The organism is Campylobacter helveticus (assembly GCF_002080395.1).
In the GTDB taxonomy this organism is placed as follows: Bacteria; Campylobacterota; Campylobacteria; order Campylobacterales; family Campylobacteraceae; genus Campylobacter_D; species Campylobacter_D helveticus.
Map to the genome: position 1 here is coordinate 1,482,670 of NZ_CP020478.1, position 12,844 is coordinate 1,495,513.

At 36.5% G+C, this 12,844-nt stretch carries 13 protein-coding genes and 1 pseudogene; 2 read left to right on the forward strand and 12 right to left on the reverse strand.

The window, feature by feature from the left end; all coding sequences use genetic code 11:
- Nucleotides 1-20: 20 nt before the first annotated feature.
- The 9 genes from CHELV3228_RS07835 to hemB are packed head-to-tail and all read right to left on the reverse strand — an operon-like array spanning nt 21 to nt 7,624.
- Nucleotides 21-641: a formyltransferase family protein gene (locus CHELV3228_RS07835; protein ID WP_082200457.1), complete on the reverse strand. Its 621-nt coding sequence runs from the start codon at nt 639-641 to the stop codon at nt 21-23.
- Nucleotides 638-1,126, reverse strand: a complete 489-nt coding sequence (gene pseH / locus CHELV3228_RS07840; RefSeq protein WP_082200458.1) for a UDP-4-amino-4,6-dideoxy-N-acetyl-beta-L-altrosamine N-acetyltransferase — start codon at nt 1,124-1,126, stop codon at nt 638-640. Before pseH ends, CHELV3228_RS07835 begins: the two co-directional genes overlap by 4 nt.
- The gene (gene pseG / locus CHELV3228_RS07845; RefSeq protein WP_082200459.1) at nt 1,123-1,956 is read right to left on the reverse strand and encodes a UDP-2,4-diacetamido-2,4,6-trideoxy-beta-L-altropyranose hydrolase; all 834 of its coding nucleotides are present in this window, start codon (nt 1,954-1,956) and stop codon (nt 1,123-1,125) included. The genes pseH and pseG overlap by 4 nt, the downstream gene beginning before the upstream one ends.
- A complete protein-coding gene (gene pseF, locus CHELV3228_RS07850) occupies nt 1,931-2,638 on the reverse strand; it encodes a pseudaminic acid cytidylyltransferase (protein WP_082200460.1) in 708 nt (235 codons plus the stop codon). The genes pseG and pseF overlap by 26 nt, the downstream gene beginning before the upstream one ends.
- 2 nt (nt 2,639-2,640) lie before the next feature.
- Nucleotides 2,641-3,897 carry a (Fe-S)-binding protein gene (locus CHELV3228_RS07855; protein ID WP_082200461.1) on the reverse strand — a complete coding sequence of 419 codons (1,257 nt, stop codon included), beginning with the start codon at nt 3,895-3,897 and terminating at the stop codon, nt 2,641-2,643.
- Nucleotides 3,897-5,252: an oxygen-independent coproporphyrinogen III oxidase gene (gene hemN, locus CHELV3228_RS07860; protein ID WP_082200462.1), complete on the reverse strand. Its 1,356-nt coding sequence runs from the start codon at nt 5,250-5,252 to the stop codon at nt 3,897-3,899. Before hemN ends, CHELV3228_RS07855 begins: the two co-directional genes overlap by 1 nt.
- Nucleotides 5,239-5,745 carry a DUF2603 domain-containing protein gene (locus tag CHELV3228_RS07865; protein ID WP_082200782.1) on the reverse strand — a complete coding sequence of 169 codons (507 nt, stop codon included), beginning with the start codon at nt 5,743-5,745 and terminating at the stop codon, nt 5,239-5,241. Before CHELV3228_RS07865 ends, hemN begins: the two co-directional genes overlap by 14 nt.
- Nucleotides 5,742-6,644, reverse strand: coding sequence for an ornithine carbamoyltransferase (argF, locus tag CHELV3228_RS07870; protein ID WP_082200463.1), 903 nt, complete (start codon nt 6,642-6,644; stop codon nt 5,742-5,744). Before argF ends, CHELV3228_RS07865 begins: the two co-directional genes overlap by 4 nt.
- Nucleotides 6,641-7,624, reverse strand: a complete 984-nt coding sequence (hemB, locus tag CHELV3228_RS07875; RefSeq protein WP_082200464.1) for a porphobilinogen synthase — start codon at nt 7,622-7,624, stop codon at nt 6,641-6,643. Before hemB ends, argF begins: the two co-directional genes overlap by 4 nt.
- Nucleotides 7,625-7,682: 58 nt before the next feature.
- On the opposite strand from hemB, the gene ribA reads away from it, so the two are divergent.
- Both ribA and rsmG read left to right on the forward strand, forming a co-directional pair.
- Complete coding sequence (ribA, locus tag CHELV3228_RS07880; protein ID WP_082200465.1) at nt 7,683-8,243, forward strand: GTP cyclohydrolase II; 561 nt, start codon at nt 7,683-7,685, stop codon at nt 8,241-8,243.
- Nucleotides 8,240-8,815 carry a 16S rRNA (guanine(527)-N(7))-methyltransferase RsmG gene (gene rsmG, locus CHELV3228_RS07885; protein ID WP_082200466.1) on the forward strand — a complete coding sequence of 192 codons (576 nt, stop codon included), beginning with the start codon at nt 8,240-8,242 and terminating at the stop codon, nt 8,813-8,815. The genes ribA and rsmG overlap by 4 nt, the downstream gene beginning before the upstream one ends.
- On the opposite strand, the pseudogene CHELV3228_RS07890 reads toward rsmG, so the two are convergent.
- The 3 genes and pseudogenes from CHELV3228_RS07890 to CHELV3228_RS10630 all read right to left on the reverse strand — a co-directional run.
- A pseudogene (locus CHELV3228_RS07890) lies at nt 8,812-9,333 on the reverse strand (restriction endonuclease subunit S); the annotation flags it as partial. The gene rsmG and the pseudogene CHELV3228_RS07890 sit on opposite strands and share 4 nt — an antisense overlap.
- 71 nt (nt 9,334-9,404) lie before the next feature.
- Nucleotides 9,405-11,795 (reverse strand): restriction endonuclease subunit S, encoded by a 2,391-nt coding sequence (locus tag CHELV3228_RS10625; RefSeq protein WP_234980973.1) that lies wholly within the window; start codon nt 11,793-11,795, stop codon nt 9,405-9,407.
- On the reverse strand, nt 11,728-12,792 hold the full coding sequence (locus CHELV3228_RS10630) for a VRR-NUC domain-containing protein (protein WP_234980972.1): 1,065 nt from the start codon (nt 12,790-12,792) through the stop codon (nt 11,728-11,730). Before CHELV3228_RS10630 ends, CHELV3228_RS10625 begins: the two co-directional genes overlap by 68 nt.
- Between the last annotated feature and the right edge of the window lie 52 nt (nt 12,793-12,844).

The following is a 12,844-nucleotide window of genomic DNA, read 5'->3' on the forward strand; positions in this document are numbered from 1 at the left end:
TCATATTCTAACATTCAAAACTAAATTTCCTCATAAATCTTTAGCACAAATTTTTTGCCCTCATAGTAGAAAAAAGCTGGAAATTCCTCATTAGAGCAAATGCGTAAAAGATTAAACTGCTCTCTTAAACTTTTATCTATGTCAAGCTTACTATCTTTAGCACTTCTTTTAGGGTAAAAACTCTCTTTTCCGCTTTGTTTTTGAGGCTTTAAATTTGGATAGAATTTTACAAATTCCTCACAAAGATCAAGACTAAATAAAGCTTGTTTTTGCCTTAACTCATCGTAAAGTTCATTGCCTCTAAGCTTAAGCGTTTTTTGAAGATAAATATCCCCACTATCCACCCCAGCACTTGCCTCAAAAAGACTAAATTCAATGGTATTTTTCCCCTCCAAAATTTGATGAAACATAGGCGACCAGCCCTTTCCTTGCGGAAGTTTAGAGGCGTGGATGACAAGGTTGTGTTTGTTGTGAGTGAGTAAATTAGGCGGGATAATTCTATGGTAAGATAAAATAAAAACAAGCTCATAGCCCCTCACTTTCTCATATGAGTCAAAAAAATCTGCCCCAAGTTTTTTAGCAAATTCCAAAGCCTCTTTATAAAACCACTGATTAGGTGAAGTAACAAGAGCGATTTTCACGAAGCCATCCTTAACGGAAGGCTACCCCCCCCCCCCCCCCGTGTTTTACAAACATAAAACATTTTTTCGTCCTCATTAACAATTTTAAATCCGCTTTTAAGATATAAATTTAAAGCCTTTTCATTTGTCTTAAGCACACAAGCCTTAAGCTTTTGCACCTTTAAATTTTCAAAAGCATAACGCATTATTTCACGCATTAAATCCGCCCCCACGCCTTTAACACCCGGTTTTGCATAAAGTCCAAATTCACAAGAGCTTGGCGTAATGTCAAATAGATGGATTACACCTACACTCTCATCATCTTTCAAAACTACAAAATACGCCTTACTTGCGTCATTTTTAAGCCTTTTTACAAAATCTAAATGTTCTTTTAAGCTTATATTTTGCGTTTTCATAAAACGCGCCACACTTTTATCATTACGCCATTTTAGCACCTCTTCAAGCTCGGCTTGATTTAAGGCTTTAAAATTCTTAAGGCTTATCATCGATACTCAACCTCATAGTCTTTTTCCAAAAGCCACTTAGCTATTTTTTCTTGATTTTTATGTGTGCAAATGGCTTTGAAATTTGCCTTTAAAAGTAAGGCTTCACTGACAAGGCTAGAAGCTTGAATGATAAGTTTTTTACTCTCGTTCATCGCCTTAGCAAAATGCTCCAAATCCACAGCTAGACTAATGTTTGGCGAATTTTGTGCTAAATGTTTTAAGGCTTTTAAATTTTTATTTGCACTTGTGGTGGCGATTAAAATTTTAAAACTTTTAGGGAAATCTAGAGCGATTTTAGCAGAGAAATTTTTAGAATCCGTGCCACCCATACAAATGAAAATATCCCAAATTTTCTTACGCTTTTTCTTCGCCTCTTCGTAAAATTCCTCCCTTATCAAAGCGTAAGAAAATCCACATCTAAGCTCACAATTAAGCGGAACTAAATTCTTATAAAGGGCAGGTTTGGCATAGGCATTGACATTAAGCAAAATATCGCAAAAATGCGGCTTTATCTCATCATCAAAGCTCAAAATTTGCACCTCACACATCGCCTTAATCGCCCTTTCATCTTGCTCACTAAAAGCATAATTATCAATGACCAAAAGCGTAAAACCCTCATCCTCGATAAGAGAGCAAAGCTCATTTAAACTTGAACTTTCAAGCAAAAAAACCTCATTAGGAATTTTTCCTATGATATTACCCTCAAGCTCCAAACACGCAAAGCTTACCTCGTGTCCCAGCCTTTCATACTGCTTGGCTAAAATAAGACAACGCTGTATATGCCCGTGTCCTATTTTAAAAGAACTATCCGCACGAATGAGAATTTTCATTAAAATCCTTATTTAAAATAAAAAGTCTTTTGGCAAATTCTAAATCTTGCGGCATATCAATATCACAAACCAAATTTCTAGGAAGCAAATATACGCCAGAATGGGGCTTAAACATAATAAAATCCTCTTCAAGCCACGCCGTTTTTTTACCAAAATAAAACGCCCCAGCATCGTGATACGCTTTTTTTAAATCCTGCGAACGCGCAAAATACTTACTTTCATCAAACATATGAATTCTTTTTTCATCATCCAAACAAAACGCCCTTTGGATAGGATAGTCAAATTCCGTAGCACTTAAGAGAAATTTAAATGCACCTTTTGCAAATTCCTCGTAAGCATTTTGCAAAATTTTAGCGTTGATTAAAGGGGCTGTTGCGTAAAGACAGCAGATATTTTCATAATCTTTCCCAATTTTTTGAATCACGCTTTGAATCACCTTTGTGCTTGAGCTATAATCATCGCTTAATTCCCTTTCTCTTAAAAGCACCTTCGCACCAAAATTTGAAGCAACTTGCAAAATTTCCTCATCATCACTAGAAACCACAACGCTCTCAAAAACACCGGAATTTAAGGCATTTTTGATGCTATAAGCTATAAGAGGTTTGCCACAAAAATCAACAATATTTTTACGCGGAATTCTCTTAGAACCCCCACGAGCAGGGATAATGCAAAGATTTTTCACTCCTACTCCAAAATTTCAGCGATTAGCTCGAGCGGACTTTTAAAAATCGCCTCGCTTTGATTTTGACTTAAGGCATTTGAAATTTGCATTCTACAAGCAGAACATTCCGCACTCACTACCCTAGCACCGCTCTCATCTATCATCTTGGCTTTTTTAAGCCCCACTTCTAAAGCCCTTTCATAATAATCACTTTGCATACTCACACCCCCAAAACCACAACAAGCATTAGAATCACTCATCTCAACAAAGCGGTAATTTGCCTTTAAAAGTTCTCTTGGCTCTTTAAACACCCCTTGCATTTTTTTTGCGTGGCAAGGGTCGTGGTAAGTCAGCACAAATTCTTTCTTGCCCTTAGTTTGCAAAAGCTTTAAAAGAGGCGTTTTTTCATAAAAATACCAAGTCGCAAGTTTAATTTTAGGGGCGATTTTCGCTGCTCTTTTCGCCCACTCCTCTTCTTTTATCATTGTGAAAAAATGCTCCAAATCCACACTAAGCATAGCCGAGCAAGTCGCTTCAGGCACGATGATATACTCTAAACTCTCAAGTTTTTTTTCAAAATACTCCACATTTTTCTTTGCTAAAATTTCAAGGCTTTTAAAATCTCCCGTAAAAAAATGCGGCGCTCCACAGCAAACCTGCCCCTTCATCAAATCCACATTAATTTTTAACTCTTTAGCGATTTTAAGCACGGCATTAGCTGTATCTGTATAAAAATAATTTGCCAAACAACCCACAAAAAAGCCCACGCTTTTCTCTCCGCCATTATCGATAAATTCGGCATTTTGATTTAAAAAACTTTTGTGATGAAAACGAGGTAAAAGTCTGCCTTTTTTGATGAAAGGTAAAGAAAATTTCGCCCTCATACCAGAATTTTGCAAAGAAAACGCACAACTTTGAAAAATAAAACCAAATTTCGCCGCTATATCAAGGGCTTTTCGTGTGCGTAAAAAATAAAATATAAGCTTTTTATACCACGCTATGCCAAATTTCTTAGCTATATCGTAACGCACCGCCTCAATGGCATTATCAACCCTAATGTGCGAAGGACAAACCTCCACGCAATTCGTGCATAAAAAACACGATTCAAAAACTTGCTTCGCTTCCTTATCAAGCTCCAAATTTCCCTCTTTATACGCAGCCAAAAGGTCTAAAAACCCACGCGGAGAATTGATTTCATCACGCTTTATTTGGTGTATCGTGCAGATTGGAATACATTTGCCACATTTTACGCAGCTTTGAGAAAATTTAGCAAAATCCATTAAAGCGTCTTTGAAAATACTTTTTTATCTTCACTGATGTTTTTTAAATACGCATCAAAACACATTGCGATATTTCTTATCAGCATAGAACCTGTTTCATTGACCCTTATAAAATCCTCATCAATGCTTACAAACTCGCTATACTCTTCAAGTGCTTTTAAATCTTCTTTAAAATACACCCTAAAATCAATCCCAAATTCGCGCTCAATCCCCCTAATGTCAAGCTTAAAATTCGCCATCAAAGCCATAATTACAGCCTTTCTAAGCTTGTCATCTTCGCTTAATAAAACCCCTCTTTCAAAAGGTAAAATTCCCCTTTCAATCGCCTCTTCATAGGATTTTAAATCCTTAAAATTTTGTGCATAATGCCCTTGTCCCTCGCCGATACTTGTAAGCCCAACGCCCACTAAATCCACTCCCCCCTTAGTCGTGTAGCCTTGAAAATTCCTATGCAAGGTATTATCCTGTAAAGCCTTAAAAAGCTCATCATCTTCTTTAGCAAAATGGTCCATTCCTATCATTTTGTAATGATTCTGCCCTAAAAATTTCTCACTATACTCTAAAATTTGAAGTTTTACATCAGGGCTTGGCAGGGTATTTTCGTCAAATTTTCTCATATTTTTCTTAAGCCAAGGCACATGAGCATAATTAAAAATAGCCAAGCGGTCAGGATTTAAAAGTATGATTTTTTCTAAAGTTTGCTTAAAACTTTGCAAATTTTGAAAAGGCAAGCCATAGATTAAGTCGATATTAACGGACTTTATCCCCCTACTTCGCATTTTCAAAAGGGCTTCTTTAGTAAGTTCGAAAGATTGAATCCTATGAATTTCTTTTTGCACCCTTGCGTCAAAATCTTGCACCCCAAAACTCACGCGGTTAAAACCATTTCGCACCATAACATCCGCCTGGGCGTCATCTAAAAAGCGCGGGTCAATCTCACAGCTAATTTCCGCTTTTGTGTCAAAATTTGGAAAAGTGCTTTTGATTTTTAAAATTAAATTTTCTAAATCCCCAGCGGAAAAAAAGGTCGGTGTGCCTCCTCCAAAATGCATTTGCACGACATTTTTTTGTGTGTCTAAAATCGTGCTTAAAATTTCAAGCTCTCTAAAAAGATATTTTAAATAGCGTTTTTTACTTTCCTCTTTTGCGGTATAAATGACATTACACCCACAAAAATAACACGCACTTCTACAAAAAGGCAAATGAAAATACAAAGAAAGCTCTCGTTTAGAATCTTTTAAACATCTTAAATACTCTTCATAAGTAAAATGTGTGCCAAATTCCACAGCCGTAGGGTAAGAAGTGTAACGCGGACCAGCCTTAGAATACTTCACAAAGGCTTTATAATCTTTCATTTTGCAAACTCTCCATCATCATATTCATATCGATAAACAAATTTGGGTATTTCCTTTTCAACTCGTCCATTAATCTATCTAAGTCCATATTAATCTCCGCTACGCCCGTTCTTTGTGAAGTTTTCTCAATGGTATCCATCGCTACAGCCCAAGCATCATTAAAATCCACAGGCATTTGCTGATAAATCGCCTTTTCAAGCTTAAGCTCAAAAATTTCTCTTTGATGTTTCCTAATGGTTTCAAGCAAATTACTAAGACTACGCAAGGAAATAAGTGCGTGAGTTTCCTTATTTTCATCGATGATAAACCAAGGCTCAACCCTATTTAATTTACTATTTTTAAGCCTTAAATTAAAAGTTGTTTTATCCTCATTAGGAAGCATTTCAAATATCGTCAAATCCTGCTTTTTCATACCTAAATACTTGCTAAAATCATTAATCTCAGCCACAGCATTTTTTGGTTTTTTTTCTACGCTTTTCTTCACTTCTTTCATCTTTTCTCCCTTTCTAAAAAACACAACAATGCCTTAACAACAAAAAGGCGGTTTCTCGCTTCTTCAAAAATCACCTCACTATGTGCCTCAAAAAGCTCTTCACTCACCTCATAACCCCTATAAGCAGGTAAGCAGTGAAGCAATATCGCATCTTTTTTAGCCACACTCATCGCCTCTTTATCGATGATAAAGCCCTCAAAATCCTTAAGCTTTTGTTCCTTTTGTCCCTCTTCACCCATAGAAATCCAAGTATCTGTAATCACCACTTCTTTATCTTTTATCGCTTCGAATTTATCATTTGTAAGCGTGATTTTTGCTCCGCTTTTTTCTGCACTTTTTTTAGCAAATTCTAAAATTTCAGGGCGGATATGATAATTCTTGGGCAAAGCTATGCTAATTTCAAATCCAAGTATCGAAGCGGCGATAAGCCAAGAATGACACATATTATTACTATCACCCACAAAGGCTATTTTACCCTCTTTTTGGAATTCTTGCATTGTGAGTAAATCGCCCAAAATTTGCGTTGGATGATACAAATCGCTTAAAGCATTTATCACAGGGGCTTTTGAGTATTTTGCAAATTCCTCCAAGCTTTCGTGGCGATTGACCCTAAGCATTACAAAATCAACCATCCCCCCAATCACCCTCGCCGTATCTTTAATAGGCTCTCCTCTGCTAAGCTGCAAGTCATTTGCACTCAAAAATAAAGCCTTGCCACCAAGTTGTGTTATGGCTAACTCAAAAGCCATTCTCGTGCGTGTGGAATTTTTTTCAAAAATCATCGCTAAAGTTTTATCCACTAAAAGCTTTTGGGGATTTTTCTTAAGAGCCGCAGCGTGGCTTACAAGAGCTAGAATTTCTTCTTTACTAAAATCTTTTAAGCTTAAAAAATGCCTCACGATTCTTTCCTTAAAATTTCTGCAAGTTCTTTAGCGTGATAAGTGATGATAAGCTTTGCTCCCGCCCTTTTAAAAGCTATCATTGTTTCCATTAGCATTTTTTCATAATCTATTACACCTGCCTTTTTTGCAGCTTGAAACATCGCATATTCTCCACTTACATTATAAACGCAAAGCGGTAAATTTGAATTTTGTGCGATTTCTTTGACTACATCTAAATATGCAAGGGCAGGTTTTACCATTAAAATATCCGCCCCCTGCACCTCATCTTCTAGGCTTTCCATTAGAGCCTCTTTACCATTGTGAAAGTCCATTTGATAACTTTTTCTATCTCCATAACTTGGAGCGGAATTTGCCACTTCTCTAAAAGGACCATAGTAACTTGACGCAAATTTGGTCGAGTAGCTCATAAGTGGTAAATTTTCATATCCTGCCTTATCTAAAGCCTCACGCAAGGTTGCGATAATGCCGTCCATCATTCCACTTGGCGCTATCATATCCACCCCTGCTTTAGCGTGGATTAGGGCTTGTTTGGCTGAAATTTCTAAAGTCGCGTCATTATCCACGCTTTTACTTTTTGGCTCTATAATGCCACAATGTCCGTGGTCGGTGTATTCACAAAAACACAAATCACTAATGATGAAAAGTTGCGGATAATCCTTTTTAATAGCCCTTATAGTCCTTGCGATAAGGCTATTTTCATCAAGCGCTTCACTCCCACAGCTATCCTTTTTCCCCTCTTCTATCACGCCAAAAAGAATAATGGCTTTTATGCCAAGTCCTACAAGCTCTTCACACTCTTTTAAAATCATATCTAAGCTCATTTGAAAAACGCCGTTCATCGAGGAAATTTCCGCTTTTACCCCACTCCCCTCAACGACAAAAAGAGGGTAAATTAAATCCTGAGTTTTTAAGGAATTTTCCCTTAACATTAGCCTTAAATTTTCATTCATTCTTAATCTTCTAAATCTTTTAAACATAATCTTGTCCTTTTTTTGTTAAAATCCAATTTTAACATAAATTAATTAAAGGTTATCAATGGATATTAAAATTTCAAAAGTTGCAAATTTACCAAGCAAATGGGGGCAGTTTCAAATTCAAAGTTTTAAAGAGGGAGAAAAAGAACATCTTTGCATTTTTAAGGGAAAGCCAAGTGATATTTTAAATTTAAGAATTCATTCAGAGTGCCTTACGGGTGATGGTTTGGGAAGTTTAAAGTGCGATTGCGGGGAGCAACTTGAATTTGCCCTAAAATACATCGAAAAAAACGGCGGTATGGTCATTTACTTAAGGCAAGAGGGGCGTAACATCGGGCTTTTTAATAAGGTCAATGCCTACGCCTTGCAAGATGAGGGCTTAAACACCATAGAGGCAAACGAGCATCTAGGCTTTAAGCCTGATGAGAGGACTTATGAGGTGGTGGATTTCATACTAAATTATTATCAAATTTCACAAATTAATCTCATTACAAATAATCCTAACAAGCTTAATTTTCTAAAAACAAAGCTTATTAAACGCATTCCTATACTTATCAAAAGTAATGAATTTAACGATGCTTATCTTAAAATCAAGCAAGATTCTATGGGACATTTAAAGTGAAATTTTTGCCAGATTATGACAAAAAACTTTTTGAAAAAAGGGTAGAAATTTATAAAAATTTACTTAAAAAATTTAATCAAATTCACAATCTCACCCATTTTAAAAACATCGATGAAAACATACAAGATAGCATAGAAATATTAAATTTCATCGACCTTACAAAGGCTCAAAATATCATTGATATAGGAAGTGGAGCGGGCTTTCCTGCCATTTTTTTAAGCTTTTTGCTTGATAGTCGTTTTTATCTTTTTGAGCCAAATGCCAAAAAATCTGCCTTTTTAAGAAGTGTAAAAGTAGAATGTGAGCTTAAAAATCTTACCATTTTTAAAGAAAAAGTTCAAAATCATAAAGCACAATTTAAGGCTGATTTTATCACATCAAGAGCCTTGATGAAGGCAAAAGATTTAGTCCAAATTTGTCAAAATTTAAGCGATGAAAACACAAGCTTTATCCTTTATAAAGGAAGCGAGGCTAAAAAAGAAATGCAAGACTTTAAGGATTATCAAATTTATGAAAATAAATGGCGTAAATACTGCGTTTTTACATTTAAAAATTTCACACGCAAAATTTAAAGTTTTTTTACAACTTTCTCATACGCCTTTTTTTGTTTCTCCTGCCATAACACCACGCTTTTTATACACTCTTTTTGGATAGCTTTGATAAAAGATTGCATAAAGTCAAAATCAATTTTATTATTTGTAATAGGTAATAAAATGATATGATTTTTTAAATCTTCTAATTTATATCCAGCTTGTTGCCCATCAAAGATTGACACAAATTTTTGAATATATGAAATAAAAAAATACATTACAAATTTATTTTTATTTTCAAATTTTGGCGTCAGCTTATTAATATTTTGAGAGCAATAATAAGGCTCTTTTTGTAATTTTACATATTTATATTGTCCTATTACCGTAGCTGTTATTGTATTTTCTACATTTGGTTCAAAATTTTGTTTTGCAATCTTTCCTTTCACTCCATTATTTTGATTAACTCTACCGACAAAATTTATACCCTCATCAACAAATTGAATTTTGTTTTCATCAAGTGATTTTGTGCCGACCACTTCAAACAACTCGCCGATTTTAAAGCTTTGCCACTCAGGATGAGGTGAGGATCCACACTCAAGGCAAAACGCTTCATACTCACTAAGGGTAAATGTTACCCCCCCCCCCCGTTAATCACGGCATCATAAGCTTTTAGCTTAGTCTCCCAGAAGGCATAAATTTTTTCTATGTGCTGTTTTTCTATGGCTTTGATGAAAGTTTCCATAAAGGTAAAATTTATCGTGCCAGAATTTAAAATAGGCAGCAAAACGCACACATTTTTTAAAACCCCCACATTAAAAGAGCTACTCCCCCAGCTAAAACTAGAAAAAGCCCTTTTCATCACAGCGATAAGAAAATTTGCTTTATATCTATCTAAATTACCCTTTTTAAAAGTAAAGATTTTGATTTTATCACCTGTAAAATAGGGGCTTGTTTGATAAAAAATCGTAGCCGTATCTTGCCCAAAGCTTATCGTATTTGCTTCGTTTAAAAAGGCTTCATCTTTATCAATATACCCACGAATTCCATTATTAGAATCCCCTCTTGCCACATAAGGATATTTTCCATTAAACCTAAGTTCATTAGCATTAAATTTTTTCTTAGGTGTGCTTACCTCAAACAACTCCCCAAGCTTAAATTCCCTCCACTCTATGCCATCTTTCGCACTGCTAGCTTCTAGCTCTTTAGCGCATAAGGTGCTTAAAGCGGCGTTAGCAAAGCCCTCCCACGAATTTTTAAGCGGCGCTTCGCACGCCGCGCCGCTTACTCTCTCTCTCTCTCTCTCGTTTGGTATGCTTAGATTCTCAAAAGCTTTTAGTGCGTCTTTTTCTTTTTGGCTTAAAGTATAATCATTTAAGCCTGTAACCTTAAGATAGGCTTCAAGTTCTTGAAGACGCTCGGCTTCAAGTTCCTTAATGTAGCTTTCCATAAAGTCAAAAGCAATTTGCTCGTTTAAAACGGGCAGAGAGATAAACTCCTTGGAAACCTTAGCCCAGCCTGATTTGTTGTTCCAGTTGTATTTTTGCAAGATTTTTTGCAAAAGTGAGGTAAGGTAAAGATAGCAAAGTGAGCTTAACTCCGCACCATCTTGCATAAATTCACTCCTAAAACGCAAAGCATACGCATCCTGCAAGATAGCAAATTCATGCGGCTGATAAAAGGCCGGCGCATCGCCATTTGCCGCCACTGAAATGACATTTTTTAAAATTTTAGCTCCCATTCGTGGCATATAGCAGGCTATGCCTTGATTTACACTTGTGCAAGTAATGGCGGGTAGGTCGCACTCTGCACTCGGCTCTGTGGGTAAATTTCCCTTCGCATAGCCGTGTTTTGTAGGCTTAATGTGCTCAAACAACTCTCCAAGCTTAAATTCCCTCCACAAGCCCCCGTTTTGCTTGAAGTCTTTTTCAAGCTTTGCTAAACGAGGGCTAAGGGCGTTTCCCTCCAGCCCACCTTGCATAGAATTTTGATTTTTTAGCACATTGCTTACTTCCCACGCGAGATACTCACTCACGCATTTTTTAAAGTCCGCTAAAGTGGGCGTTGTGTCTATCTTTTTGTGTTGAGAGTAAGTCCAGTCTCTGCCCTCTAAATTTATCGTGTCTTCTATATAAAAATCTTTATAGTAGTGAAGATAGCCGCTCCCATATAGCACAACATTGATAAGCTCTTCATATCTCGCTTTAGCGTTATCTGTGTCTTTGAGATTTGTGCTTGCTTTTGCCTTTTTGCGTGCGGCTCTTGTGTAGCCATCGCTAGAGAAATCAATAAATTTTACCATTTGCTTCACATTATGAGCCTTACCCACTTCAAAGACATAAATGGCTGTTTGCACACTGCTTTTCCCTGCAAACAAATCACTTGGCATTTTAATGCTTGCTAGTAGGGTGCTATGCTTTAAAATATCGGCAGTGTAGGGAAGTCCATTACCACTGCCTGCATTTTCTTGGATAATCACACACGCCCTGCCTTTGCTCATTTTCCTTAACGCCCTTTCCACAAAGATAAAGCCCTTGCCACTTGCAGAATAGGGGGGATTTAGCAAAAACACATCAGCGGGGAAACTCTGCCCCTTTTTATCGCCTTGCTCATAGCTTCCATTAAAATCTTTCAAGCTATCTTTATGCAAGAGATTCGCCGAGCCATCATCAAGCAAAATCATATTTAAGATACCAAGCAAGTAAATATCACTTCGCTTTTCTATCCCTAAAAGTTGATAGGCTTTGATGTGAGCGATTTTAGCTTCTATTTCTTTTGGGCTTTGCAGATTTTGTGCGTCTTTTATCATCGCATTCATAGCCGAGATGAGAAATGCCCCAGAACCAGTGGCATAATCCCACACAAAAGAATCTTTATTCACCCCTGTAAGAGAGACCATCATATCTACTACATAGCGAGGGGTTAGCACTACATCATTTTTTTCATTATCAGGGACTTCAAGCCATTTTGTAATGGAATTTAAAAAGCCTACCTGCGATGTCGGCAGTTTGAAGCTTTTTAACAAGGGGGAGGATATTATCAAGCACGATTTGATAAGTCTTTTTTAAAGGACTTTCATCACTACTATGGAGCAAGTTCTTTGTATAGGAGCTTGGTGTATGAAGCTTGGAGTGGATAAAGGCGGATTCTAAATCATTAATAACCATAGCGACTTTTTCTTGTGGGAGATTTTTCTCGCATAAAAAATCTTTGATTTTATTTAGGAAAATCTGCCCATCATTTGAGTTAGCCCCTTGCTCACATTTTAGCTCTTCTACTTTTAGGGGTGCGATTTTGCCTTTTACGCCTTGTGCTGCCATAATCATACCCACAAGCAAAGCTACGCGCGTGTTTGGATTGATATTTAAAAGCTCATCGTGTAAGAATTGATTGAGTGCGTTGAGCTTAGATTCTATATCGCTTTCTAAGTTTTCTATCGCATTTTCACGCTCTTTTTCGCTTAAAGATAAAGAATCTAGCTTTGTAATAAAACTCTCTAAATGCTCTTTAGAAAAGCAACTTAAATCGCTAAAATCGCCAATTTTCTTAGGGACGGAGAGATTTTTACGATTAAGATAATAAAAAGCATATTGAGTTTTTAGCTCACTGGCATCTTCATAGCCATTAATACCAAGTGCGATAACTTCATCATAGCTATGTGTATAATCTAAAATCGCATTTGCGTAATGCACTGCACCGTTAAGAGCATATTTATTAATATTATCATAATGTGGTTCGCCCTTATTGTTGATATTTTCTATTTCTCCATTTTTAAGCTTTTCTAATCTACCTTTTGTGCCTTTGACTTCTATCATCACGGGGATTTTTCGCCGTGTCTCTGTGGTAAGAAAAAGCTTAATATCTGGGTAATTTTTCCCACTACCACCACTTTTGCTAGGGTATTTAGCAAGGGCAGAATCTATATCACTATTAATGGATTCTGTCTTTGTATAGTAAGGTATGCCAAATTCTCCTAGCTGCTGCTTTGTCCTATCTTCTATGCGTTCTTCTATACTTGCCATTATTTTCCTTTAATATTTGCTTATTTTATAGCTCCCCACAAAAAAGTGGGGA